Source organism: Collinsella sp. AF25-2LB (assembly GCF_003458415.1).
Classification (GTDB): domain Bacteria; phylum Actinomycetota; class Coriobacteriia; order Coriobacteriales; family Coriobacteriaceae; genus Collinsella.
The window spans coordinates 63,753-89,694 of the sequence record NZ_QRUF01000010.1; the positions used below are offsets into that span (position 1 = coordinate 63,753).

The 25,942-nt window shown below is 58.2% G+C and carries 22 protein-coding genes; 13 read left to right on the forward strand and 9 right to left on the reverse strand.

The genetic code is table 11. From position 1 onward, the window contains the following. Positions 1–112 precede the first annotated feature (112 nt). Positions 113–1,117: a GGGtGRT protein gene (locus tag DWY51_RS06170; RefSeq protein WP_022094815.1), complete on the reverse strand. Its 1,005-nt coding sequence runs from the start codon at positions 1,115–1,117 to the stop codon at positions 113–115. A gap of 18 nt (positions 1,118–1,135) precedes the next feature. After that, on the reverse strand, positions 1,136–1,870 hold the full coding sequence (locus tag DWY51_RS06175; protein WP_006235554.1) for an iron-sulfur cluster assembly scaffold protein: 735 nt from the start codon (positions 1,868–1,870) through the stop codon (positions 1,136–1,138). Positions 1,871–2,273: 403 nt separating this feature from the next. Between DWY51_RS06175 and DWY51_RS06180 the strand changes: the two genes are divergently transcribed. Then, on the forward strand, positions 2,274–3,086 hold the full coding sequence (locus DWY51_RS06180; protein ID WP_117770217.1) for a transposase: 813 nt from the start codon (positions 2,274–2,276) through the stop codon (positions 3,084–3,086). Positions 3,087–3,746: 660 nt separating this feature from the next. Here the strand turns inward: DWY51_RS06180 and sufU are convergent. Genes sufU through sufC form a run of 5 tightly spaced genes read right to left on the reverse strand, consistent with a single transcriptional unit; the run spans position 3,747 to position 8,992 of the window. Continuing rightward, a complete protein-coding gene (gene sufU / locus DWY51_RS06185; RefSeq protein ID WP_117770218.1) occupies positions 3,747–4,181 on the reverse strand; it encodes a Fe-S cluster assembly sulfur transfer protein SufU in 435 nt (144 codons plus the stop codon). Then, positions 4,174–5,499 carry an aminotransferase class V-fold PLP-dependent enzyme gene (locus tag DWY51_RS06190; protein WP_199411386.1) on the reverse strand — a complete coding sequence of 442 codons (1,326 nt, stop codon included), beginning with the start codon at positions 5,497–5,499 and terminating at the stop codon, positions 4,174–4,176. Before DWY51_RS06190 ends, sufU begins: the two co-directional genes overlap by 8 nt. Beyond that, a complete protein-coding gene (locus DWY51_RS06195) occupies positions 5,496–6,767 on the reverse strand; it encodes a SufD family Fe-S cluster assembly protein (protein ID WP_117770219.1) in 1,272 nt (423 codons plus the stop codon). The genes DWY51_RS06190 and DWY51_RS06195 overlap by 4 nt, the downstream gene beginning before the upstream one ends. Next, positions 6,767–8,179 carry a Fe-S cluster assembly protein SufB gene (gene sufB, locus DWY51_RS06200; protein WP_117770220.1) on the reverse strand — a complete coding sequence of 471 codons (1,413 nt, stop codon included), beginning with the start codon at positions 8,177–8,179 and terminating at the stop codon, positions 6,767–6,769. The genes DWY51_RS06195 and sufB overlap by 1 nt, the downstream gene beginning before the upstream one ends. A gap of 12 nt (positions 8,180–8,191) precedes the next feature. Continuing rightward, a complete protein-coding gene (sufC, locus tag DWY51_RS06205; RefSeq protein ID WP_117770221.1) occupies positions 8,192–8,992 on the reverse strand; it encodes a Fe-S cluster assembly ATPase SufC in 801 nt (266 codons plus the stop codon). 218 nt (positions 8,993–9,210) lie between these two features. On the opposite strand from sufC, the gene DWY51_RS06210 reads away from it, so the two are divergent. The 3 genes from DWY51_RS06210 (at position 9,211) to DWY51_RS06220 (ending at position 13,595) form a co-directional block, all read left to right on the forward strand. After that, on the forward strand, positions 9,211–9,642 hold the full coding sequence (locus DWY51_RS06210) for an Rrf2 family transcriptional regulator (protein ID WP_117770222.1): 432 nt from the start codon (positions 9,211–9,213) through the stop codon (positions 9,640–9,642). A 139-nt stretch (positions 9,643–9,781) separates the two neighbouring features. Next, on the forward strand, positions 9,782–11,593 hold the full coding sequence (locus tag DWY51_RS06215; RefSeq protein WP_117770223.1) for a hypothetical protein: 1,812 nt from the start codon (positions 9,782–9,784) through the stop codon (positions 11,591–11,593). Positions 11,594–11,798: 205 nt separating this feature from the next. Next, the gene (locus DWY51_RS06220) at positions 11,799–13,595 is read left to right on the forward strand and encodes an AAA family ATPase (protein WP_147332631.1); all 1,797 of its coding nucleotides are present in this window, start codon (positions 11,799–11,801) and stop codon (positions 13,593–13,595) included. Positions 13,596–13,619: 24 nt separating this feature from the next. Here the strand turns inward: DWY51_RS06220 and DWY51_RS06225 are convergent, their stop codons facing one another. Beyond that, positions 13,620–14,639: a glycosyltransferase gene (locus DWY51_RS06225; RefSeq protein WP_117770225.1), complete on the reverse strand. Its 1,020-nt coding sequence runs from the start codon at positions 14,637–14,639 to the stop codon at positions 13,620–13,622. Between the two features lie 256 nt (positions 14,640–14,895). Here DWY51_RS06225 and DWY51_RS06230 point away from each other — a divergent pair, with 256 nt between their 5' ends. The 8 genes from DWY51_RS06230 (at position 14,896) to DWY51_RS06260 (ending at position 24,582) form a co-directional block, all read left to right on the forward strand. Continuing rightward, positions 14,896–15,999 (forward strand): glycosyltransferase, encoded by a 1,104-nt coding sequence (locus DWY51_RS06230; protein ID WP_117770226.1) that lies wholly within the window; start codon positions 14,896–14,898, stop codon positions 15,997–15,999. A gap of 6 nt (positions 16,000–16,005) precedes the next feature. Continuing rightward, entirely contained in the window at positions 16,006–17,046 is a 1,041-nt protein-coding gene (locus tag DWY51_RS06235) for a glycosyltransferase (protein WP_117770227.1), read from the forward strand. Between the two features lie 74 nt (positions 17,047–17,120). Further along, on the forward strand, positions 17,121–18,239 hold the full coding sequence (locus DWY51_RS06240; protein ID WP_158556919.1) for a glycosyltransferase: 1,119 nt from the start codon (positions 17,121–17,123) through the stop codon (positions 18,237–18,239). A gap of 12 nt (positions 18,240–18,251) precedes the next feature. Beyond that, the gene (locus DWY51_RS06245; protein WP_117770229.1) at positions 18,252–19,319 is read left to right on the forward strand and encodes a glycosyltransferase; all 1,068 of its coding nucleotides are present in this window, start codon (positions 18,252–18,254) and stop codon (positions 19,317–19,319) included. Beyond that, positions 19,320–21,806, forward strand: coding sequence for a glycosyltransferase family 2 protein (locus DWY51_RS06250; protein ID WP_117770230.1), 2,487 nt, complete (start codon positions 19,320–19,322; stop codon positions 21,804–21,806). 171 nt (positions 21,807–21,977) lie between these two features. Beyond that, entirely contained in the window at positions 21,978–22,853 is an 876-nt protein-coding gene (locus DWY51_RS09450; protein ID WP_147333362.1) for a hypothetical protein, read from the forward strand. A 281-nt stretch (positions 22,854–23,134) separates the two neighbouring features. Further along, entirely contained in the window at positions 23,135–24,148 is a 1,014-nt protein-coding gene (locus DWY51_RS06255; RefSeq protein WP_117770231.1) for an Abi family protein, read from the forward strand. 245 nt (positions 24,149–24,393) lie between these two features. After that, positions 24,394–24,582, forward strand: a complete 189-nt coding sequence (locus DWY51_RS06260; protein ID WP_117770232.1) for a hypothetical protein — start codon at positions 24,394–24,396, stop codon at positions 24,580–24,582. A gap of 105 nt (positions 24,583–24,687) precedes the next feature. Here the strand turns inward: DWY51_RS06260 and DWY51_RS06265 are convergent, their stop codons facing one another. After that, a complete protein-coding gene (locus tag DWY51_RS06265) occupies positions 24,688–25,137 on the reverse strand; it encodes a DUF4869 domain-containing protein (protein ID WP_233504643.1) in 450 nt (149 codons plus the stop codon). 505 nt (positions 25,138–25,642) lie between these two features. Between DWY51_RS06265 and DWY51_RS09500 the strand changes: the two genes are divergently transcribed. After that, a complete protein-coding gene (locus DWY51_RS09500) occupies positions 25,643–25,819 on the forward strand; it encodes a hypothetical protein (protein ID WP_158556920.1) in 177 nt (58 codons plus the stop codon). Positions 25,820–25,942: the final 123 nt, after the last annotated feature.

Sequence of the window (25,942 nt, forward strand, 5' to 3'; positions counted from 1 at the left end):
CCCAGCTGATATATCGGCATTAGATACCCTGCGCCAGCGCAAACAAAAAGAGCCGCTACCCGGGTGGATAGCGGCTCCAAAGCTCAACTATATGAGCATCGCGCAAGCGCGATTAGGCCTTGAGGGCCTCCTCGACGGCGACAGCGCAGGCGACGGTGGCACCGACCATGGGGTTGTTACCCATGCCGATGAGACCCATCATGTCGACGTGCGCAGGCACGGAGGAAGAACCGGCGAACTGGGCGTCGGAGTGCATACGGCCCATGGTGTCGGTCATGCCGTAAGAGGCAGGGCCGGCGCCCATGTTGTCCGGGTGCAGGGTACGGCCAGTGCCGCCACCAGAAGCGACGGAGAAGTACTTCTTGCCAGCCTCGAGGCGCTCCTTCTTGTAGGTGCCAGCGACGGGGTGCTGGAAGCGCGTCGGGTTGGTGGAGTTGCCGGTGATCGAGATGTCGACGTTCTCGTGCCACATGATGGCAACGCCCTCGCGGACGTCGTCGGCGCCGTAGCAGTTGACGGCGGCGCGGGGACCATCGGAGTAGGGGATGGTCTCGACGACCTTGAGCTCGCCCGTGAAGTAGTCGAACTGGGTCTTCACGTAGGTGAAGCCGTTGATGCGGGCGATGATCTGAGCGGCGTCCTTGCCCAGACCGTTGAGGATAACGCGCAGCGGCTTCTTGCGAGCCTTGTTGGCGTTCAGAGCCAGGCCGATAGCGCCCTCAGCGGCAGCGAAGGACTCGTGGCCAGCCAGGAAGGCGAAGCACTCGGTGTCGTCGGAGAGCAGCATAGCGCCCAGGTTGCCGTGGCCCAGACCGACCTTGCGGTCCTCGGCGACGGAGCCGGGAACGGTGAAGGCCTGGATGCCCTCGCCGATGATGGCGGCAGCCTCAGAAGCGGTCTTGGCGCCACGCTTGACAGCGAGAGCGCAGCCGAGGGTGTAGGCCCACTCGGCGTTCTGGAAGGCGATGGACTGGGTGTTGTTGACGATCTCACGCGGGTTGAAGCCCTTGTCGGTGCAGATCTGCAGAGCTTCCTCGAGGGAGGCGATGCCGTTGTCGGCGAGGCACTTGTTGATCTTGTCAGCGCGGCGCTCGTAACCTTCGAACGTAACAGTCATAGTTATTTCCCTCCCTTTCTACTCGTGAACCGGGAACACGCTGGCGACGGAGTGAGTCTCCTCGTCGGTGCGCGGGTCGATGTACTTGGCAGCGTTCTCCCACTGACCATAGTGGCCCATAGCGCCAGCGATGGCCTCCTCGGGGGTCTTGCCGGCCTTGACGGCGTCGGTGAACTTGCCGAGGTTCAGGAACTCGAATGCGATGATCTCGTTCTTGTCGTTGAGAGCCATGCGGGTGACGTAGCCCTGAGCGAGCTCGAGGTAACGAGCGCCCTTGGCCTTGGTGCCGAACATGGTGCCGACCTGAGAGCGAAGGCCCTTGCCGAGGTCGTCGAGGGAGGCGCCCACGGGCAGGCCGCCCTCGGAGAACGCGGTCTGGCTGCGGCCGTAAACGATCTGCAGGAAAATCTCGCGCATAGCAACGTTGATGGCGTCGCAGACGAGGTCGGTGTTGAGGGCCTCGAGGATGGTCTTACCGGGAAGGATCTCGGAAGCCATGGCGGCAGAGTGGGTCATGCCCGAGCAGCCGATGGTCTCAACGAGGGCCTCCTCGATGATGCCGTCCTTGACGTTCAGCGTGAGCTTGCAGGCGCCCTGCTGAGGTGCGCACCAACCCACACCGTGCGTAAGACCGGAGATGTCGGAAATCTCCTTAGCCTGGACCCACTTGCCCTCCTCGGGGATGGGTGCGGGGCCGTGGTATGCACCCTTGGCAACGGGGCACATGTTCTCCACTTCCTGTGAGTACTGCATGCCTCTCCTCTCTATCGTGTTGGCGTCCCGTCTGGGGGTCGTGGCTGGCGATTGCCGGGCGACCCTTCGAAAGGGACATGACATGCAGCCCCTATAATACCGCGAAATGCACGGAATATTCGGCGAACGGCTCAGTTTTCGTAGCGAGAAGTCCTGAAGTTTTAATTGAAACGGTTTAACTCTATGTTCTGTGGTCGTGAACTTCCGTAGAGGGGGTCCGTCTTGGGCAAGCTTTTGGTCCGCTCTTGCAAGCGTTGCAGTGGTTGACCTGTTGCAACGGTGCCGTTCGCCGCCTGTTTGCTGCCTTTGGCTGCGCGAGCGTATTGTTTTGCGTGAATGTTTTGATGGCACGCTTCAATCGTGCTGTATTGGATGGTAAGCAGATCCCGGCGAAGGGAGCGCCATGCAGCGCGTTTGGAGAACGGTTACCGGCTTTTACCATGCCTGTGCTCGCGGTGTGGGCAAACAGCTCATCTTTGAGAGCGATGAAGACCGGTGGGAGTTTTTGGAGCTGATGCGCGAGTGCTGTCGGGAGGAGGGTGTGACGGTTATCGCCTGGTGCCTTATGGGCAATCACGTGCATTTGGTGCTTACAGATTACGAGGACAGGATGAGCGCGGCGATGCACCGGTTGCTTTTGACGTACGCGCGGCGGTTCAATAAACGCACGGGGCGCACAGGGCATCTGTTCCAGAACCGTTTTGACCGGCGCTCGCTCGATACCGATTGGCAGGTGATGGAGGCTATTCGCTCCGTACACGCCGATCCGCAGGAGGTGGGCGTTAGCCTAATCGAGCGTTATCCCTGGAGCAGCTTTGCGGAACATCTGCGCTCTTACGACTGTGATGCGGCCGATGCCGCGAGGGGATTTTCTGATCCTTCTTGCGTGCTTGAACTTTTTGGTTCTGCCGAGGGCTTTATTGCCTATTCGCTTTCGACGCCGGACGGTAGCGAGCCGGCGCTGTGCGATATGAAAGAGACAGAGTGGGAACGCCACGCCTTTGCCGACAAGTTGGCGAAGAGCCTCGGGGTTCCGCTCAATGTGGTTAAAACTGCACCGCCGGCGCAGCGCGATACCGTTATTGTTGGATTGAGCAATGCCGGCTTTACGGTGCGCCAGATTGAGCGGTATACCGGGATTGGCAAAAGTACCGTCTCTCGTATCGTGCGCGCCCGCGCGCGAACGGCGATGCGGGCTGGCGGAAACGTGATGTAAGGTCGCCTGTTCATCGCAGCTGGGGTCGTCCATACGCCGCAACCAGCGTTCAAAAGCTTGGTACGGTAACTGCACTTCTTAATATGCATAGAACAATCGTCATCTTGCATAAAATAACGGCTCGGTCCGGGTTTGCCCGTGCCTACCCCCGTCTGCGCCGTGCAAAAAACGGAGTTTTCAGCATCGTGTTGCTGTCGGCACCGCCGCAATCTTGCAACATACGGGTCCCGAAGCTATTGATTCCCGCCGTTGCGCCCCCGAAGCACGTGCCTGCGTCCCGTCAGACCGCGATGCTTGTTCTAAAACACAATATATATGCGCCTAAAGACGTTGATTAACGCTTTCGATGCGTATACACACAGCTTGGCGTGCTGAATACTCGCAAAAATGCACGCCGCTCCCTATGGGACCCGTCTGCGGCAGGCGCGAAGCGAGTCGGAGCTTCGCAGAACGGGGCTTGGCGCATTGCTTGGCGGGCCCGGGGCCCTGCCGCAGGCCTTTGGTGCTGTGGAAAACGCCCGTGCTCGCGTCTGGCTGTGTGGCAAATGTCAGACGGGGCGCCGGACGCGCGGACTTTGTGCGTTCGCGCTCATTAGGTAAAAACAGAGCCGCCCGTATCGGGCGGCTCGGCAATCAAAAACCTTGGATTCGGGGCATAAACTACTGGTTTGTTTGCCCCTCGAGCATGCCGTCGAGGGTGCGCCAGGCGAGCTCGGCGCACTTGACGCGGGCGGGCATGTGCGAGATGTCCTGGAGCTGGGCGGCTTCGTCCAGGTCTTCCAGGTCCTCCTCGGAGAGCTGCTCGCCGCGGATCATGGCGAGGAAGAGCTCTGCCAGGCGGTGAGCTTCCTCGACGGTCTCGCCGGTGATGAGGTCGGCCATGATGTCGGCACTGGCCTGACTGATGGCGCAGCCGTGGCCGGTAAAGGAGGCCTCCTCGATCACGCCGTTCTCGACGCGCAGCTGCAGGGTGAGCTCGTCGCCGCAGCTGGGGTTGATGCCGTCGTGCTCGTGCGTGGGAGCATCCATCTCGTACTTATAGTCGGGGTGCGAGTTGTGCTCCATAAATGTGGTGGAGGTGTACAGATTACCCATTGAACGTGCTCCAAACGTGATGCAGGCCGGCGATGAACTTGTCGATGTCGGCCTTGTCGTTGTAGAAGGCCACGCTGGCGCGGCAACAAGCAAGGTTTTCGACACCCAGCCAGGTAAGCAGCGGCTGCGCGCAGTGGTGACCGGCGCGGATGCAGACGCCGTCCATGTCCATGATGCTCGCGACGTCGTGCGGGTGGATGCCCTTGACGTTAAAGCTCACAACGCCGTGGTGGTTGTCCCAATAGATGGAGCCGATGATTTGGACAAAGTCGAGCTGCATGAGTTCGCCCATCAGATAGTGGACGAGTGCCTGCTCGCGGGCCTGGATGTTCTCGTAACCCACCGTGTTGACCAGGTAGTCGAGTGCCGCGCCCGTGGCGAAGATGCCGGCGGCGTCCTGTGTGCCGGCCTCGAATTTCTCGGGAACGGGCGCCCAGACGGCGTCCTGCTCGGTAACAGATTCGATCATCTCGCCGCCGGTGAGCATGGGCGGCATGGCGTTGAACAGGTCCATCTTGCCCCACAGCACGCCGATGCCCATGGGGCCCATGGCCTTGTGCGCGCTAAAGGCAAAGAAGTCGGCGCCCAGGTCGGCCACATCGACCGGCATGTGCGGCAGCGACTGCGCGCCGTCGACGACCAGATAGCCGCCGTACTTGTGCACGAGCTTGCCGAGGTTCTTGACCGGGTTCTCGACGCCCAGCACGTTGGAGACCTGACCCACGGCCAGAATCTTGGTCTTGGGACCCACCTTGGCCAGGACCTCCTCGGTGGTGAGCTGGCCGGTCTTGGTGGGATAGAGGTAGACGAGCTTGGCACCGGTCTCGCGGCAGACCTGCTGCCACGGAATCAGGTTGGAGTGGTGCTCCATGATGGTGATGACGACCTCGTCGCCGGGCTCCAGCACCGTGGGCGCAAAGCTCTTAGCGACCAGGTTGAGCGACTCGCTGGTGTTGCGGGTGAAGACGACTTCGTTGGCCTGGGCGGCGCCGATGAGGTCGGCGATCTGCTGGCGGACCTTGGCGATGGCATCGGTGGCCTCGACGGACAGCGAATACAGGCCGCGCAGGGGGTTGGCGTTCATGCGCTGGTAGAAATCGCGCTCGGCGTCGAGCACGCAGGCGGGGCGCTGCGCGGTGGCGGCGCTATCGAGGAAGGCGATCTCGGGGTGTTGCTGGAACAGCGGGAACTGTGCCTTGTATGGATTAGTCTCGATGTCGACGGTGGGCCAGCCGCGCGAGGCCTCGTCGCTGGCGTCGAGCTCCATGGGCTCGGGGGCGGTGCAGGTATCGCATTTAACGTGCTCGGTATCGATCATGCGAGCTCCTCTTCAAAGTTATCGATCAGGTTGTTGCCCAGGCGGACGACGGCAGCGCGGGTGCGCTCATCGGTGGCGGAAAGCGCGGCGTCCTCCAGCTTGGCGCGGATGAACAGATCCTCGGCGGCGTTTTGGTCAAGGCCGCGGCAGGCGAGGTAGAACAGCTGCTCGTCGCGGACGTGGCCGATGGTGGCGCCGTGGTTGCCGGCGACGTCGTCCTCGTCGCACAGGATGACGGGGACGGTCTTGTTGTCGACGCCCTTGTTGGCGAGCAGCACGGTCTCGCGCTCGGTGCCGGTTGCGCCCTTGCAACCGTGCACGAGGTCGATGGTGCCGCGGTAGACCTTCTTGGACGTGCCGGTCAGCACGCCGTTGGCGTCGATCTCGCACTCGGTCTTGCGGCCGCGGTGGCGCAACTCGTAGTTAAAGTCGCGCACCTGCTCGCGGGCGCCCAGGTAATCGGTATCGATGGTCACCTTGGCGGTGTCGCCCAGCAGGTCGCCGGCAAGGCCGGTGGCGCTGGCGCCGGCACCCAGGACGGTGTGCTGCACGTTGACGCGCGCGCCCTCGTCCAGGAACAGGCCGGTGTCGTCGAGCGCGATCCAGCTGTCGTCGAGCGTCTGCGTGCAGGTCGCATTGACGGTGGCGTACTCGTGGGCGCACACGCGCAGCACGGAGCCCACGACGCCCTCGCCGGTAACGGGGGAGTCCAGGGCGATCTGCAAGTCGAGCGTTGCCTGCGGGCGGGCGACGACATCGATGGCGGCAATCGCAGCCGCTGCGTCGACGCCACTCACGCGCACGGTAGCCGTGACGTGCTTGTATGCGGGCACATCGATGACGATGCGCTTGGTAGCGTGCTCGGCCAAGTAGGCGTAGGCAGCCTCGCCCATGCCGGTTTCGAAGGCTTCAGCAGGGGAGAGCTCCTCCTCGAGCTTGATGGCGCCGGCCTGGTAGACGGAGGTGGCGGGCACGTCGAGCTCGGTCTCGGGCGTGATGCGGGCGCGGTCGGCGGCATCACCGGGGGCGGAGGAGCGGCGCTCGGGGAAGCGCTCGGCCATGGCGTCCATGGCGGCGTCGAACGCGTCTGTCACGCCAATAAACTGCTCGCCCAAGCCTTCGACCTCAACGGCCTCCGCGGGAGCGGCGGCAAGCTCGTCAGAGAGCTCGAGCTTGGTCTGATTCATCTTCAGCCAGCCCCAAGTGGCAGCCGGCATCGCGTTGACCTGCTCAAGGGTGGTAGCAGCGGTGTTGGTTTCCTGTTTCATTATCCGATCGCTCCTTCCATCTCGAGCTTGATCAGGTTGTTCATCTCGACGGCGTACTCCAGCGGCAGCTCCTTGGAGACCGGGTTGGCAAAGCCGTTGACGATCATGGTGCGGGCCTCTTCCTCCGAGATGCCGCGGCTCATCAGGTAGAACACCTTGTCGTCGCCGATGCGGCCGATGGTGGCCTCGTGGCCGATGTCGACGTTCTTGGCGCGGATGTCCATGGCGGGGATGGTGTCGGAGCGGCTCTGGTCGTCGAGCATGAGCGACTGGCAGCTCACGGTTGCCTTGGAACCCTCGGCCTTGGGCGTGGCCACGATAGAGCTGCGGAAGGTCTGGATGCCGCCGCTCTTGGAGATGCCCTTGGTCTCGACGGTCGCCGAGGTCTCGGGCGCGTTGAGCACGACCTTGCAGCCGGTATCCAGGTTCTGGCCGGCGCCGGCAAAGGTGATGCCGGTAAAGCTCGACCGGGCGCGGCGGCCGTTGAGCACGCTCATGGGGTAGAGGTAGCCCACATGGCTGCCGAAGGAGCCGCTGATCCACTCGATGTCGCCGTCCTCGTCCACACGCGCACGCTTGGTGTTGAGGTTGTACATGTTCTTGGACCAGTTTTCGATGGTCGAGTAGCGCAGGTGCGCGCGCTTGCCCACAAAGAGCTCGACGGCACCGGCATGGAGGTTGGCCACGTTGTACTTGGGCGCGGAGCAGCCCTCGATAAAGTGCAGGTCGGCGTCATCCTCGACGATGATGAGCGTGTGCTCAAACTGGCCGGCGCCCTTGGCGTTGAGGCGGAAGTAGCTCTGCAGCGGGAAGTCGAGTTTGGTGCCCTTGGGCACGTAGACAAACGAGCCGCCCGACCACACGGCGCCGTGCAGGGCCGCAAACTTGTGGTCGGTGGGCGGGATGAGCGTCATAAACTTCTCGTGGATGAGCGGCTCCCACTGCGGGTCGTGCAGGGCCTCCTCGATGCCGGAGTAGACGATGCCCATCTTGGACGCGGTGTCCTGCATGTTGTGGTAGACCAGCTCGGAGTCGTACTGTGCGCCGACGCCCGCCAGGTAGCTGCGCTCGGCCTCGGGGATGCCCAGGCGCTCAAAGGTGTTCTTGATGTCGTCGGGCACCGACTCCCAGTCGTGCTTTTGGTCGGTGTTTGGCTTAACGTAGGTGACGATGTTGCCCATGTCCAGGCCCTCGATGGAGGGGCCCCACGTCGGGTCCGGGAAGCGGTTGAAGATCTCGAGGGACTTTAAGCGCAGGTCGAGCATCCACTGCGGCTCGTCCTTCTTTGCGCTGATCTCGCGCACGATGTCGGGCGTGATGCCGGCATCGAGGCGCTCGAATCCCTCCTCGCCATAGGTGAAGTCGTAGAGGCTGCGGTCGATGTCCGCGACCTCGGTGCGGTTCTTGGTCATTGCATCGCCCCTTTACGCCTGCTGCTCGGCAGCGGCGGCCTCGGCCTGGGCGCGCTGCTCGGCGGCCTCGCGCTCGAAGGTCTCAAAGCCGTTCTTGTCGATCCAGGGGATGAGCGAGGCGTCGTCCTCGCGCACGATGTGGCCCTTGACCATAACGTGGACGCGGTCGACATCCAGATGCTCCAGGATGCGCGTGTTGTGCGTGATGATGAGCATGGAGCCGTCGCAGCTCTTGCGGTAGGCGTCCATGCCGTGGCTGACGGTGGACAGGGCGTCGACGTCCAGGCCGGAGTCGGTTTCGTCCAGGATGGCGAGCTTGGGCTGCAGCAGCAGGAGCTGGAGCATCTCGACCTTCTTCTTCTCGCCGCCCGAGAAGCCCACGCCCAGCTCGCGGTTGAGGTAGGCGGTGTCCATGTTGAGCTCGGCCGCGAGCTCCTTGACGCGACGGCGGAACTCCTTGCCCTTCATCTCCAGGCCGGGGCGGCCGGCGATGCTGGCGCGCAAAAAGCTCGACAGCGGCACGCCCGGGATCTCGACCGGAGCCTGGAAGCTCAGGAACAGGCCGGCGCGCGAACGCTTGTCGGTGGTGAGCTCGGTGATGTCTTGGCCGTCAAAGACGATGCGGCCGTCGTTGACCGTGTAAACGGGGTCGCCCATGACCAGGTGGCCGAGGGTGGACTTGCCGGCGCCGTTGGGTCCCATCAGCACGTGGGTCTCGCCGGCGGCGACGTTAAGGTTGACGTTGTGGAGGATGGTCTTCTCGTCCACGGAGGCGGTCAGACCTTCGATGGAAAGCAGCGGATTTGCGCCCATGCTGTCCCTCTCTGTATATGGTGTACTCATAGGTGTACTAAACCCTAGGAATCTTCTCGGAATAAAGTTACTATGGGTTCGGCGTTAGTCAAGGGAAAACCCGACTAATCCACTCGACTTTTTAGATGAGGGACATAAAATCAGGTTTGTTTGCCCCGCGTGCATAGGATTTGGGCAAACAAGCCTGGTTTTGTCCCAGTAACGATGGGAGGGTAGGTATGCTCATTTCTTCTAAGGGCCGCTATGCCCTCCGACTGATGATCTATATCGCGGCGCTGGGCGACGCCGAGGGCAAGATTGCCCTGCGCGAGGTTGCCGACCGCGAGCATATCTCGCAAAAGTATCTGGAGCAGCTGGTTCGTCCGCTTATGAAGGCGGGCCTGCTTAAGAGCGTGCGCGGCAAGGGCGGCGGCTACATGATGGCCAAGGACCCGGCCGAGGTGCGTGCCGGCGACATCCTGCGCGCCGTCGAGGGCAGCACGGCTCCGGTGGCGTGCGACGGCATCGACAACAGTTGCGCCCGCAGCGATCTGTGCTCGACCGTCAAGTTCTGGCGCGGTCTGGACGACGTGATCGAAAAGTACGTCGACGGCGTGACGTTGGCCGACTTGGCCGCCGTCCCCGAGATCAACTTTGACATTAAGCTGTAGGTTGAGCGCAATTCCTTAAGATTTCGCGGAGGGTTGTTGCCGTTTACCGAGGGGTTGTTGTGCAACAACGGGCGAGCTGCAATACTTAGTTTTATCTTTGCAAACTGCACTTTAACTACACCAATGCAGGGAGGATCTTATGCAGCCCAAGCATTCTGCTATTGTCGCGGGCCTGACGCTGGCGCTTTCGTTTAGCGCCGTTACCGCGCCCGCGCCCGCCGCTGCCGAGGAACCCACGCCGGGCGTTGCCTCGGATGCCACCGATATCGACAAAGGCCTCTACACCCAGCAGTCCTTCTCGGGCGTGCTGAGGTCGGTCCAGGGCGTTTCGTTTGTAAACGTGACTCCCGAGATGAAGTACTTTACCAAGTACGAGAGCCATGGCAACTACAACCAGGGCTTTTCGTATGGCGACGGTTATAACGCGCTGGGCTATTACCAGTTCGACCGCCGTTGGTCGCTCATTCCGTTTATGAAGCAGGCCTACAACTACAACCCCGAAAAATACAGCATGCTCAAGGATGCGATTGATCGCGGCAGCGAGATTTCCAACGCGAGCAATGCCATGTACGAGAACGGCCAATTTACCGAGCTGGGCCATATCGCGCAGGATGCCTTCCAAGGTGCGTACAACACCGATCCTGTTGAGTTCTCAGCACTTCAAGATGCCTATGCGTACAACTCGTACTATGCGGTGACCGAGGCGTGGCTCAAGAGCGGCCTGGGCATTGATATTTCGGGCCGCGCCGATTGCGTCAAGGGCATGGTGTGGAGCATCACCAACATGTGCGGCACCGGTGGCTGCAGGGACTTTTTCCGCTGGGCGAATCTTTCCAACGATATGTCCGACCGCGAGTTTGTGACGGCGCTCTCCAATAGCGTGGTCAACAATGTCGCCACTAAGTTTTCGAGTCAGCCCCAGTATCATGAGGGCTGGAAGAATCGTTATAAAAATGAGCTGAAGGACTGCTTGGTTTTTATCGCCGAGGATGAGGCTGCCGCTGCGACGCCCGTGCAGCCCGAGCCCACACCGGCGCCCTCGCCGACACCTGATTCGAATGGCGACTCGAGTGACGATGTCAACGATGACAGGATGGATGCGCCCTCGACCGATGCTGACGGTAATGGCTCTGCTGGCGGCACTACCAACGACGGCTCTACCTCGAACGGCTCCGATTTGAACGGCTCTGCTGCGGGCGATTCGTCTTCAAGCTCTGCCGGCAATACGGACAGCGCCGCCTCTGGTTCGACCGACGCTGGTTCCTCTGATTCTTCCACTGGTTCGAGCGATTCGTCCGTTGGCACCGGCTCTAACAACGGCTTCGGCTCTGACGCAACCCCTGATTCCGATGCTTCCAAGGACGACTCGAATAAGGCGCCGGACGCTCCCGTTGCTTCGCCGGACAAGAAGCCTTCTTTCTCCGTGCAGCTTGGTTCTACGTTGGGCTCTTCGCTGATGGCTGGCGTCAATAATGGCTCGACTCAGAACAAGGACAACTCTGATCAGGTTTCCATGGAAAAGACCGAGGCCGCAAAGGGCGACTCAAAGGACAAGGCTTCCGAGAAGGCTGAATCCGATAAGGGTCCTAGCTCTGATGAGAAGGGCGACAAGTCCGCTCAGAAGAAGGACGAGGATAAGAAGTCTGAATCTGAGAAGAAGGACGAGAGCAAGACCGAGGGCGAAAAGAAACAGTCCGAAGACGACGACAAGAGCGGCGCTGATAACCAGGTTCAGGAGCAAAATGACTCCAAGACGGTGACCACTACAACCACGACGACTACAACGACCAAGTCATCTGGCGGCAATATGCCCAAGACGGGCGACTTGATCGTGATGGCGAGCCTTGCCAGTGCGAGCTTGGCTACGCTGGGCGCTACGTCCATCGTGAGCGGTAAGCATAAGCTCGATCAGCAGAAGAAAGCTTCTGGGGAGGACAGCTCGGAGGAGTAGCCTCTCGGTTGCCAGATAACTAAAGAGTCGGAACGGGGTCCGGTGCGAATGCATCGGGCCCCGTTTTTTGTTGTGCAACGATTAGTTGTGCCCCCTCACACCTCTTGTTGCTACCGTTGCCCGATATGTTCGCGCGGCGACATCGGTACGCGCGAGGCGGTCATTACAATTGGCATCGTGCTGCGATTTAGGGGGGAACGTTTTGGTGTCTGAACAGGCAAATAATGGTTGTGCTGCCGGCTTTGGCGTGCGTTTGATCGGCTGTGATGACGATGCGATTTTGCCCATTGGCATGCACGACTATGCGGAAGCTCTTGGTTGCTGCATGCTGGTCGACAAGACCATGTTTATTGCCGATGTGTTGGACTGCGACGCGTCCGTTGTGGTGTGCTGTCGACCCGAGGGTTTTGGCAAGAGCATGAACTTGTCGATGCTCAGGGCTTTTCTGGAGCGTCCAGCGGTCGGTCGCGCTGGTCAGCGTTTGTTTGCCGATGCTCAGATTTGGGATGCAGACGGCGGGCGCTATCGGGATGAGTACGCTTGCTATCCGGTGATATCGCTGGACTTTTCTAGCGCTGCGAGGCGTGGCCCCGCTGTTGCCGGCGCCGTGCGCGATGCCCTTTCGGGCGAGTGCGCTCGATTGTTGGCGCTCTTGGAGGCTCCGGATTTAGCTCGAGACAAGGTGCGTCACATCGAACGCGTTGCGCGTGGCGCGGCGAGCGAGGATGAGGTCGCCTCGGTGCTTGGCGTGCTCATTGGGCTGCTGGAGATGGCCTGCGATGAGCAGGTTGTATTGCTCGTTGATGGGTACGACGCGGCGTGGTTGGGCCGTGCGAGCGCGAGGGGCGCTTCCGGCGCCGATCCGGCAGGGCTATTCGATCGTGTGCTGTTCGACGCCATTGCCACTGCGCGCGATTCGTTGCGGCTGACGTGTCTGATGGGGGAGCGTCCCAGTCCTGCCGAAGCGGCGCTTTCGTCGCGCAGTTGCTCGTATTGTCTGTCGACGCCGCTTTCGACGTGGTGTGACCGTTGGTTCGGCTTTTCGGATGCCGAGGTCCAGGCTCTGTTGAATCGTGCTGGGCGCGAGGAAAACCTTGATGATGCGCGTGAATGGCTCGAGGGATATCGGTTTGGCAGGGTCTATTGCTCGAGTCCGGCGCGCGTGATCGGTTTTCTGGACCGAGGCTGCACGGCGCCTGTGCGCGCCGATCTGTATGGGTATGCGGATTGCCTGAGTAGGGTAGTTGCCGGGTGGAATCTCGACCGCCTTTCGGTCTTGTTTGATTTGCTCGAGGCCCATGGGTGCGCTGAGGTCCCGCTTTGTTTGGGCACTGCAGAGCCAGATGTCTCGCCTGACGATGGCATGTGGACAGCGCTGTATCTGTCCGGTTTTCTCACGACGGATATGACTGAGGAGCCAGAACATGGCGATCGCCTCCGTGCTTTGCGATTGCCCAATAACGAGCTTCGCCAGGCCTTGCGTCTAGTGATTATTGAGTGGTTTGAGTGTGCTGCCGAAGACATTCGAGACGTCGATGCGTTTCGCGACGGGTTGTGCCGTGGGGACGAGGATACGGTGAGGCGGGCGCTAAGCCGCATCCTGGGAGATGCGGGAATCGGTGCGACCGACCCAGATGCGCCGCTGCCATATCATCTGCTCTTGCAGGGGCTCTGCTTTGGCTTGCCGGGCTATGCCAATCCTGCCTCGAGGCGAAAGTGTGGCGCGGGTCGCTGGGACATCCAGGTTTTCCCTACGGGTGCTGTGTTCGACGTAGCAGATACGATTGGCATGCTGGACGAGCGCCCGCTGATAACGATTAACTTGATGTATGACCCCGATGTGGATGCGCTGGGCCTGGAATTGCTGGCCGTGCAGTCGCTACTCGACATAGAGCGCGACGGCATCGACGAAATCCGTGTGCCGCGCCCCGGCGTGGGTCGCATGCGCTGGGGGTTCGGTTTTGATGGGCAGCATGTGGCTACGGTGTGCCAGCGGCTTTAAGCGCTGAGGTGTTTCCGGCTTCCGTTACTCTGCGTCCTTCATGGGCGGCATGGGCTCCCAGTCGGGGTCCTTGATAATCTTGCGGGCGTCTTTCATGCCACGGCGCAGCGCCGGGATGCCGGTCTTAAAGCACTTGTCAACGGCAGCCAGGCGAATGAATTCCTTGCAGAAGGTCGCGGCGTTGCCCAGACGGAACAGCACGGGGTGATAGTCGCCGTAGATCTGCATGTAGCGGGCGAGGAAGCCTCGGTTGCGCATAATGTAGTAGCGGTTGGTGTCGCTCGTGGAGTTGAGCTGGCGCTTGCCGGCGATATCCCAGTTAGAGACGGCGCGGGCGCGCTTGAGAACCACGTCGGCAACAACGGCGGCGGAGAAGTGCTGGCTGGCCACGTAGCCATAGCAGGCATCGTCGCCGTAGATAAAGAAGCGCGCGTCGGGCAGGCCGATCTTGTCGACCACGCGGCGCGAGAACATGCCGCCCTCAAAGCACAGCTGGTTCATGGTGCGGTAGCCCTCGGGACCCAGATCCCACTTGGCGACTGGGTTGGGAATGCCGAGCGAAAGGATGAGTTGGTATTGCCAAAAGAAGGCGCCGCCGTCAAAGTCTAGGCGCGAACCCTGGATGACATCGTAGCGGTCGGTCCACTTGGCAAGACGCTCGATGCCTTCGGGGATGACGAGCACGTCGTCGTCCATCACCCAGAACCACTGGGCGCCCAGGTCGTAGGCGCATTTAGTGCCGGCGGAGAAGCCGCCCGCACCGCCGCCGTTTTCGAGCTGCGGGGCGTAGATGACGCGGTCGGTGCCGCCCTGCGCGTCGGGCTGCTCGGTGTCGATGCCCCACAGGTTGGCCAGGCGCTCGTTAAATGCGGCGCACATGGCCTCGGTCTCGCGCGAATTTTCGTTATCGACAATCACGATGCGCCAGGGCGCGGCAGTGAGCTTGGTCATAGAGTCGAACAGGTTGGCCAGGAGTTCCTGGCGCTTATAGGTGACGACAACGATGGCGAGCTTGTCGATGGGGGCGGGAAGGGTTGAAGGCATGGGGCAATATATCCTTTCACGCGCGGCGGGCGAGCGCTGCACGGAAGCTATCGAATACGTCCTTGGGACTGTCCTATTGTAAAGGCTCGGCGCACCTTGGCGGCAAGCTTTGAATAAAACGCAGGAACCTGCCATGGGCCCGCCGCATGATGTGGGGCTGCTTTGCCCGCAAGAGGCTCCATAGATTATATAAACGCCCGCTGGCGCGCTGACCCTTTGATACCATGAAACGACAGGTATTTCCTAAGGAGCACATTTGTCTACTAACGCCTCTGGCAGCCCTGTTCTGTCGCTACTTATTCCCATTTACAATGTTCAGCGCTACCTGCGCGAGTGTCTCGATTCCGCCATGGCGCAGACGCTCAAGGATATTGAGATCATCTGCATTAACGACGGGTCGACCGACAACTCGCCGGCGATTATCCGCGAGTATATGGAGCGCGATGGGCGCGTCAAGATGATCGACAAGGTCAACAGCGGCTACGGCGACTCAATGAACCACGGTCTGGAGATGGCGCGTGGCAAGTACGTTGGCATCTTGGAGTCCGATGACTTTATGGCGCCCGACGCACTCGAAAAGCTTGTCTCGGCCGCCGATAGCAATAATGCCGACTTTGCGAAGGCTAACTTTGATTTCTACTGGTCTAAGCCCGAGGAGCGCCGTTCGCTGCACGAGATGTTTAAGGCCAAGGACTGCGGCAAGCCGGTGCACCCGAGCGATACGACTCAGTTCTTTAAGCAAAAGCCGTCGATTTGGTCGGCCGTGTACCGTCGCGATTTTCTTGAGCGCAACGGCATTAAGTTCCTGCCGACTCCGGGGGCATCCTTTCAGGACACGTCATTCGCCTTTAAGGTGATCGCGTGCGCCGATAAGGCTGTTTACCTGCATGATGCCGTGTTGTCTTATCGCCAGGACAACGAGAATTCCTCGGTCAATTCTTCGGCTAAGGTCTTTTGCGTCAATTCCGAGTATGCCGAGATTGAGCGTTGGATTCGAGAGGATTATGCCCGCGACCACGCAAGCGGCGATGTCGCGCGCATGCTCAAGTTCAATCAACTCATTAAGTACGATTCGTACATGTGGAACTACGTGCGCCTGGCGCCTAAGTTCTATAAGGAGTTCCTGGTTCAGATGGCCAAGGAATTTCAGGCGGCCTTGGACGCCGGGGACTTTTCGCTTGACGACCTCAAGCCGTGGAAGCGCGCAAATCTCGCTGCCATCCTCAAAGATCCTGAGGGCTGGGTTGACGAGCATCCGAGTTTTGCGACGGATGGTGCCTTGGGGCGTGCTAAGTATTACGCCTCGGTTGGAGGCCCAGGCGTGGTCGCCGCCTTCCTCATCGAATCGCTGAGGGGGTAGGTCGGCATGGGAGAGGCCTCGTGTCCTAAAGCTACCATTGTCGTCCCCGTTTACAACTCTGCGCGCTCCATTCAGCGATGCCTCGATTCGCTGTTGGCCCAGTCTGAGCGTTCGATTCAGGTTGTCTGCGTCAACGACGGTTCGACTGATGATTCGTTGAACGTGTTGCGTCGGATCGCGCAGGCCGACGATCGCGTACTGGTGATTGACCAGGAAAACGCGGGCGTCTCGTGTGCTCGAAATGCCGGCATCGATGCCGCCGTGGGCGGGACCGTCTTTTTTGTGGACGCCGACGATTACATCGATGCCCAGACGGTCGAGCGCGTGCTGCATGCCATGGAGTCTGCGGATGCCGAGGCCGCCGTTTTTGGCGGCGTCTGTGAACCTGCCGATGCTGCCCCCAAACGCGTCCAGCAACTCATGAGCCCCAAAGCTGGTACCTTCGGCGCCCGCGATCCTCAACTGCTGTTCCATTCGAATGCGCAGCCCTATGCCTGCCGTGCGGCTTTTTCGCGCGAGCTGCTCAATCGCGAAGGCATTCGCTTCGCCCCCGGTTTGGCTTTGGGCGAGGACGTCGTCTTCCAATTTGCGGCTTATGCGCTTGCCCGCAGGACCGTCGTCATGCCTGACAAGTTCTACCACTACGTGATGGAGAGCGAATCGGCGACGCACGAGTTCAACAGTGCCGAGGCGCGCGCCAAAAAGCTTGACGCCCACATGAAGATGCTCGAGGAGGTCTTGGAAGACTGGGCGGCCTATGGTCTTTTGGACCTGTGTCCCGGCGAGCTGATAACTTGGTTTTTGGACCTAATTGTGTTCGATCTGGCGCGCTTGGATGCCGATGACTTCCATCGCGTGGCGGCTCGCGTCAACATGGACCTCACGACGTTTTTGGGAACGGAGTGGGCGGATATGCCTGCTAAGGGTGCCGTTCGCCGTGTTGCCCACAAGCTCGTTGCGGCGACCTCGGGCGTTTCGATGGCAGACGCCACGCTGTTCTATCTTTCGACTCGCGGTCTCAAAGCCTGCCTGGAGCGCTTTCTATAATTCCAAGCGCTGCCGCCCGCCGCAACTCGGCTGCTAAAATAACCCTGTTACACGCTATTCAACGGGAGGTTCTCTTGCAGAACTCTGATACCCCTAAAGTTTCGCTGCTTGTCCCCATTTGCAATGTCGAGCGCTATCTGCGCGTGTGCCTCGATTCCGCCGTGGCGCAGACGCTCAATGACATCGAGATCATCTGCATCAACGACGGCTCCACCGATAGCTCGCCGGATATCATCCGCGAGTACATGGAGCACGACCCCCGTGTAAAGATGATCGACAAGGCCAACAGCGGCTACGGCGACTCGATGAACCGTGGCCTGGAGATGGCGCGCGGTGAGTACGTGGGCATCCTTGAGTCCGACGACTTTATGTTTGAGGATTCGCTTCAAAAGCTGGTCGCCAAGGCCGATGCTGAGCATGCCGATGCGGTAAAGGGCGACTTTTATCTGTATTGGTCCACGCCCAGCGAGCGACGTGAGCTGTTTGGGATTATCGACGAGCATATGACGGGCGCCGCGTATCGCCCCGTCGATCGCCCGGGCATCTTCTACCGCAAACCTTCCATTTGGTCGGCTATCTATCGGCGCGCGTTCCTCAACGACAATCAGATTCGCTTCCTTCCCACGCCGGGTGCCTCGTATCAGGATGCGGGTTTTAACTTTAAGGTCTGGGCATGCGCCGAGCGTGCTGCGTTTATCGCGGACCCCATTTTGTGCTATCGCCAAGACAACGAGAAGAGCTCCGTTAATTCGCCCAATAAGGTGTTTTGCGTGTGCGACGAATATGCCGAGATGCAGCGCTTTTTGGATGAAAGCCCCGAGCTTAAGGCTCAGCTTCAGGGCATTTTAATGCGTATGAAGGTCGATACGTACCGTTGGAATGATGAGCGCCTGGTCGATGAGTTGCGCGAGCAGTTTTGGGAGAAGGCTTCACCCGAGCTGAGGGCCGATTGGGATGCCGGTCGCTTTGACCTATCGCTGTTCGACCCGCGCGGCGAGACCGACTTGCGCCTGATGGTCAAGTCGCCCCGCGCCTATATCGATTCGCGCTTTGACTTTAAGAAGCCGGGCAAGCTCAATACGTTTAAGCATTACTTTAAGATTGGCGGCCTGCCGCTGGTCTGGCGCGTGCTGACGTATCAGCGCACCTACGGCGACAACCCGCACCCTGATGACGTTCCGGCCGCACAGTAGGAGCGAGTGACTATGGCTACCCCCAAGATTTCCGTTGTCGTTCCCATCTATAACGTGGAGGAGTGCCTGGCCTGGTGCCTGGACTCCCTGCTTTCGCAGGATATGCCCGATTGGGAGGGCGTGCTGGTCAACGATGGCTCACCGGATGGCTCGCGCGATATTGCGGCTGCCTATTGCGAAAAGGACGCGCGCTTTACGCTGGTCGATAAGGAGAACGGCGGTCTGTCGAGTGCGCGTAATGCAGGCATCGCCGCGTCCATGGCGCCTATCGTTGCGTTTTTGGATTCCGACGACCGCTTCACGCCCGATGCATGCCGCGTGATCGTCGATGCCTTTGAGCGCGAGGACTGCGACGTTTTGACCTTTGGCGCGAATCCGTATCCGCTGGAGGCGGGGTATCCGTGGCTTAACTATGTGCTGAGCCCGCGCGATGTGTCGTTTGTGGGCTATAGCTCTGACCTGCTGTTTAAGGAAGCATCTCGCCCCTTTGCATGGCGCACCGCCTGCAAGCGTGAGTTTTTGCTGGGCAACGGAATCGTGTTCGACGAAACCGTCAAGTATGGCGAGGACCAGGTCTTCGATTTTGTCGTGTACGGTCGTTCGCATAAGACCGCGCTTATCTCGAACAAGCTGTATGACTACCGCGTGGCGCGCAAGGGTTCGCTCATGGACACCATGCGCTACGACGACGAGACACGTCTGCTAGAGCATGTGAAGATTTACTCCGCGGTGCTGGCTGACTGGCAGCGCGACGGTCTCGATGTCCAGCATGCCGATGACCTGGCGTACTTCCTATGCGATCTGGTGCTGTACGATGCGCTCAGGTTGCTGGGTTCGGACTGCGGCAAGGTGTTTGCTGCCGTTGCCACGGCGCTTGCCGGCTCTGCCGTGGGCAGCGATACTGCGCTCGCACCATGCGCTCCTCCTGTTGCTGCTATGGTGCGTGCGGCGCTTACCAGCAAGGCCCCCAATGCCCGTGAGTGCAAAAAGCTCATGTTCGATTACGACGTCTTGAGGTTTGGCCGCCTGGGTGCCTGCAAGCGCATGGCGGCGAACGCCCTGGGAAAGCGAGAAGTGTAGATGAGTATCAAGCGTTTGGCACTTTGCCGCAGTCAGGGCCGTCTGTTTGTGCTGCTTCGTTTTGCCGGTCAGGATGTCGCCGCGCTTATTGAGCGGGAGGGTTCTCAGGCGTTTGTCCATGCGACGACGAGCGGTTCTTATGTGCCGTCGCTGGTGCTCCCGGTCGATCATGGCCGTGTGCTGGCGCTTTGCCCTTCCGTTTCCGATTACGAGCGCGAGCTCGCCGTTTTGGTGCTTCCGTTTTTGGATGGCTCGTCGATGGATGTCGTTTTTGCATCCGGTGGCCAAAGGTTGGGCTCCATTCGCCTCGATAGCCGCGTGGCCAAGCTGGAATCCAAGATTAACTACAAAGCAAAGTCTGCGTTGTGCGCACTGATTCGCGATGCGCAGCGCGGCGAGCGCTGCGGTCGCTACGAGATCGATGCCATTCGCTATTTGCCGGCCGACGCCGGCGCGGTGTGGCGCTATGAGGTCACCTGGGCGGGAGACCCCCAGTGCGCACCTGAGCTCCAGATCTTTGATACGCATATGAATGCCATCGATGTCACCGTGCATGTGTTTGAATCGCAGGTCGATGTTCCCCAGCGCAACGGTTGCCGCGTCAATAAAACGTATCTGAGCGTTGAGATGCCTCAGGATATACGGGATTTTGTCGCGATTGCGAGCGATCCCACAGAGCGGATCCAGAGCGGTTTTTGCGCCATGGATGGTCGCCTGTACAACGGCATGGTCGACGACAGCTGGAACCGTATGAAGGACGCGCGTGCAGACGACGCAGCTTATCGACGTTGGTTTGAGCAGCATCGCGCAAAGCCGGGCGATTTGGCGTGCCAACGTGTCGCTTCGGCGGCCTTTGCCTATAGGCCGCTCGTGAGCATTGTGGTGCCGTGCTACAAGACCGATCGGGTCTACCTGCGCGAGCTGCTGGACTCGGTGCTAGCCCAGAGCTATGACAACTGGGAATTGCTGCTGATGGATGCCTCGCCCGAATGGGACGCGGTGTCTAATCTTGCGGCCGACGCCAATGACGAGCGCGTTCGCCGCATCGGTCTTCCCGGCAACGGCGGCATTGTGGTCAACACCAACGCTGGTATTGAACAAGCGACGGGCGACTACATCGCGTTCTTGGACCATGACGACATTCTGGAACCGGACGCGTTATTCCACTATGTTGCCGCGCTGAACAAGGCTGCCAAGGGCGAGCGTCCCCAGGTCCTGTTCTGCGACGAGGACATGTTCCAGAAAACGGGGGAGTGGGGCCAGCCGGTCTTTAAGACGCGGCTCAACGTCGACCTGCTCTATAGCCATAATTGCGTGACGCATTTCCTTATGGTGGAGAAGGCGCTCATCGATCACATTGGTACATCTCCAGAAGACGTTGCGGGTGCCCAGGATTACGACCTTACGCTTCGCTGTCTTGCGGCGGGCGCACGGTTTGAGCATGTCGCGCACGTGCTGTATCACTGGCGCGTGCATCCGGGATCGACCGCCGATGGCTCTGCCGATAGCAAGCCGTATGCTATTGAAGCCGGGCGCCTCGCGCTTCAGCGCCACTTTAACGCGCTGGGCGTTCGCGGAGCGGTCGAAGAGACCGAGACGCCGTTTGTTTACCGCATGCGCTATGCGCTGCCGGAGCCTGCGCCGCTGGTGAGCATTGTGATTCCCACCAAGGACCACGTTGAGACGCTCGATGCCTGTGTGATGTCGATCGCCCAGAAGGCAACGTATGCCAATTACGAGATCGTCTTGGTGGAGAACAACAGCGAAGCCCCGGAGACGTTTGCGTATTACGAAACCCTGCCAGAGCGCGTGGCTGCAGCATCCGAAGGCAAGGACATCGCGCGCGTTGTGTGTTGGCCGGGCGAGTTCAATTACTCCCAGATCATCAACTTTGGCGTGGAGCATGCCAAGGGTGATTACCTGCTGCTGCTGAACAACGATACCGAGGTCATAAGCCCCGATTTTATCGAAGAGATGATGGGCTATCTGCAGCGTCCCGATGCAGGCGTGGTGGGTGCCAAGCTCTATTTTGCCGACCATCTGGTGCAGCACGCTGGCATTTTGGTCGGCGTGCGTGGCGCACTTGCCCATGCCAACCAGGACTTCTCGGCAAAGCGCGAGGGCTATCTTGCCCGTGCTGTGCGCCCGGGCAACTTTAGCGCCGTAACGGGTGCCTGCCAGATGGTGCGACGCGACGTATTTGAGCGCGTCGGCGGCTACAACGAGGAATTCGCCGTCGGCTTTAACGACGCAGACTTTTGCCTGCGCGTGTGGGAGGCGGGCTACCGCACCATTTTTACGCCCTATGCCGAGCTGTACCACTGCGAGTTCACCTCGCGCGGCAGGGAAGAGGCAAACGAGGAAAAGCTGCGCCGTTGGAAGCGCGAGCAGGCCCTGTTCATGCAGTGCTGGCCGGAGTTCTTCCTGAAGGGCGATCCGTGGTTGGGGCCGAACATATCTGCCGAGAGCGAGTACTTCTCGCTTTAGTGCGAGGTGATGTGAAAATCCAGCATAGGGTGCTCAGGAGCTGTGAAAGCGTTGGGTTTTTGCTATATTTCCGGTGTTTGATTCGTGGAGCCTACGCTTAGCTTTTCTTATGCGTGTTGATGCGATTATTGGGATTTCAAACGCAATCCGCTTGTCTGAGGGTGAAACAGCATGAGATTATCGAGAACGATCGTAATTGCGTCATCCATCGTTGCTGCTATCTCGTTTATTTTCTATATTTGCCCTCTAAACGCGGTCATTTTGACGGATGAACAGATGAACGAGGTTTTGTTAGCGGTTTTAGGTGCAGGAATATCATCTTTGTTTGTTGGGGTAATTGAATACAGCGACCGATGTCGGGAACTTGAAGATCGTTTTTTATTTGGCATTCAGCCGTTATTGTCTGAGCTAGGCGGAATGGATGAATGCTACATTGAGCATCTATCTCGATGCGAAGATACCTTGGGACTTCTTTTGGCTTATTACGAGGAAGAAGAGTCATGCGTCTCCCAATTGCTTTGCATATCGGATGATAGGCATGAACAAAGGGATTCTTTAGTTCAGGTAATTGAACATTGCGAAAGGGATGAATGCGAGCGTTACTACTCAGATGAAGATTCTCATACGCGACGATATCTGCTTCATTTGGAGAATAGACTTCGAAAGTCAGTAGGATCCTATCTTCGATTGGAGGCTAAATTGCCCTCCGAAGACGAAGTCTACATTCTGAAATCAAAGCTTGCATACTTTCCTGGGACACGTAAGTTCAAACAAATATCTGCCATTGCTAGAAAAATCGATGCAATTCGCAATGATTATCAAGATATTGTCGGAAAATGTCATCATTTTAACAGCCGAGACTGCGGCTACTACGACTTGCTTAGCGCTATTAAAAAGTGTGAAAAGGAACAGACACGATACGACCGAGAAGGAATGGCGCGCTTAGATCGCGATGCATATGAACTCTACGTACTGGTTTACAAGTTTGCTAGTAGGTGTCGTTCTCCCTATGCGGAAAAGTATGAAGAGGAGCCTTGGTGGGTGTAAGTGCGATAATAGTACTTCTTTCTTGGGAGATTTTTCTGGACCGTGTGCTGGATAGTGGCTCAGGTCGGGTCAATTTACGATGTTACTCAGCTCAAAATGAGATAGCGAGAGGATGCTCCCTCTAATTCTGTGGAAGCTAATGCAAATGTTGTCACGAGCTCAAGGCGAGATGAGCGGCGGCGTGCCATGATGTATTTGCATGAGCGTCCGGCTGTTTAATAGGTATTTACAGTTAGGATAAAATTAGATCTGTTATTTCATCAAATACGCTGGAGAGCGCAATGAATAGTCCTATTCGTCAACAAGATATGTGCGATCAAAAGCCTTGGCTTACTCCTTGGGAACAAGTCTCCCATCTTAAGAGCAAGGGTGTCCGTTTCCGCTATATGAGCGAGGCAGAGGCGGTCGAGTATCTGACGAAGAACAACAATTACTTTCGCTTGCGCTCGTACCGCACCGGATTTCCAAAGGTTTCTGATGGAAAACGCAAGGGTGAATATGTCAACTTAGATTTCAAGATGCTTGTTGACCTTTCGATTATTGATATGTTGCTTCGAAACGAGATGATTTCGCTCACTCTTGATATTGAGCACTTCTGCAAAGTTGACTTGCTGGGCAGGATAGAGCAGCATGCCGAGGACGGTTACGAAATCGTTCAAGACTATTTAAGCGAGCAGGATACATTTGATAGCAAGGGGAATGTGACCAACTGGGTCAAAAAAGAGATTTCTCGTTGTGAGTCGAGTGCCTATTCTGCAGGCATTCTTGCAAAATACAGTGGTTTTAATATGCCTGCCTGGGCCTTTCTGGAAGTTATTACCTTTGGTGCCTTTAATCCATTCATTTTGTTTTGCGCCAAACGGTTTGACGATGCTGAGCTTCGCGATAGGTTTTATTTGCTTCGCGCGGCAAAAGATCTCCGCAACGCGTGTGCTCACAATAGTTGCATTCTTAATGGTCTTGCTTCGGGTGAGAATGCCCGAAGGGCAAATAACGGTGTTATGAAGGCATTGAGCAAAATAGATGGGGTTGGCTCTTATCAGCGTAAAGCAAGGATGAGCAATGAGAGAATACGCCAGATTGTCACAACGCTATATCTGCACAAAGAGGTGTCGTCTAAAGGCGTTATTAAGCACAAAGCACAATCGCTTTCCAAGTTTATTTCTAGGGCAAATCGCAACATCAACTACTATAAAGGTGCTGAGGTCATAACTTCCTCCTTCTCGTTTTTGTCGAAAGTGATCGGCGCATGGTATTTGTGTGACGCTGAAGATATGCCTTCTTGCGATCCCTAGTCATCTGGTGCAAAATATTTCCCACTTCGAAAAGCGGTTCGGCCGTTTTGCAAGGGGGCTTCTCTTTATGGGACGCCCTCTATTTTTTTATGCCACGCCAATCGGAAGATATTACGTTTTCGGCTACTGCATTCTTTTCAATCCCTAACGGTTGTAGATCAATACCTACCGCTCGCACTTGTTGCTTAACAAATGGCGAGGTTGGTGGGCTAAGTTAGTGACAGTGTTTTGTTGGAGGAGGGCAAATGCCCTATGCCGAGCTGTACCACTGCGAGTTCACCTCGCGCGGCAGGGAAGAGGCAAACGAGGAAAAGCTGCGCCGCTGGAAGCGCGAGCAGACGCTGTTTATGCAGCGCTGGCCGGAGTTCTTTTTGGATGGCGATTCCTGGCTCGGACCGAACTTATCCTCCGACAGTGAGCACTCCTCGCTTTAGCGCAAAGTAATTACGAGATCTGGCAAAGTGCCCTCAAGAGCTGCAAGAGCGGTGGGGTTCAAGTACTCCTCGTTCAAGTGGCTCTTCTCATATCAAAAACGTGCGTCAGGAGTTCTCCCTTAGGCATTTTGCGGCTATAGGGACAAGGTCGAACATCGTGTGAACGACATCACCCGTGTTTGCAACGGTTGCCGTGAACTTGCCGTTTCCAAAATCCATCAGATGGTAGAGGTTGATTGTCAGATCGTGCTGTGCGGCGATTCTCAGAATCCAGTAAGCGCAATTGTCGCCACAGGTTGTGGCGTTGTATATGTTCTGAGGCATGAAGTACATGAGTAGCAGCGTCTTAGTTCCGCCCGATAGCCTTTCCGGTGGGATAATGCCTAGGATCTTGGTGTTTATTGCGCCGGGTCCAACCACACTGCCTTTATCGATGGATTTAATAATTCTTTGCGCAAAAGCATCTTGAAACCATTCGGGCGAATAGACGTTATCGAAGTAAACCGACGTATTATAGATAACGTTTTCCATATCACCATAGTGAATTGTTAGCACGTTGCTCCCTTCGGGATGCTGGTTTAGCATTTGGTGAGATTGATTGTATCGCAGCGTATGAGACAGACGATATTTGCTGGTAACGCATGCGATTGATAACTATTGATAAACAAGTCTTGTATTCAGTGCCTGTTTTGTTTGTCCGTGCTTGAACCCAAGTTGCTTTGAAGGTCTATATTTTAGAAAATAGTCCACGAGCTAAGCTCCGTGTGGCGGCACGTAAAAGCTGTACTGTGCTTGGGCAGGTTAAAGTCCAAGACGATTAGATATCCGAGAGGATATCGAGCCCGCACCGGGGAGATAAGGTGAGTCCGCGCCGGGGACTTTAATTCCGGCGACAATTAGGTCTCCATGAGGATACCGCGGCTGACAGCCAGCAGAAAACCGTCTTATACGCTCCTTCCGCGCGTCGCCTGCTCAAACGATTTGCGTCGAATTGCCTGTTGCTATGGCCTGTCCGTGCGTTTTGCTGGGCGGGCCTTCTTTTACCGCGGACACGGAGAGCATGTTTATAGGCAACGTTGCGTGCTGCGAGCCAGACGTCTCGGGCGTTGGCTGGGTGTGGACCGATGCCGGTCATCTGGAGCTCAATGGTTATACGGATGAGGTCATTGGCGCCGAATGCGACCTTGTGGCTAACCGTTCGGCGCACCATGGCTTGGCTCGCGTCCCCCCAATCTAGTAGACTCTAAACCGTTGCTAGATTAGGGGGATTTTCCATGAAACGCTCCATGAAACGAGTTTCCGGGGCCGCCGCCGTCCTCGCGGTCGCGGCCGCCCTGGCCCTGTGCGGGCCCGCGGCCTA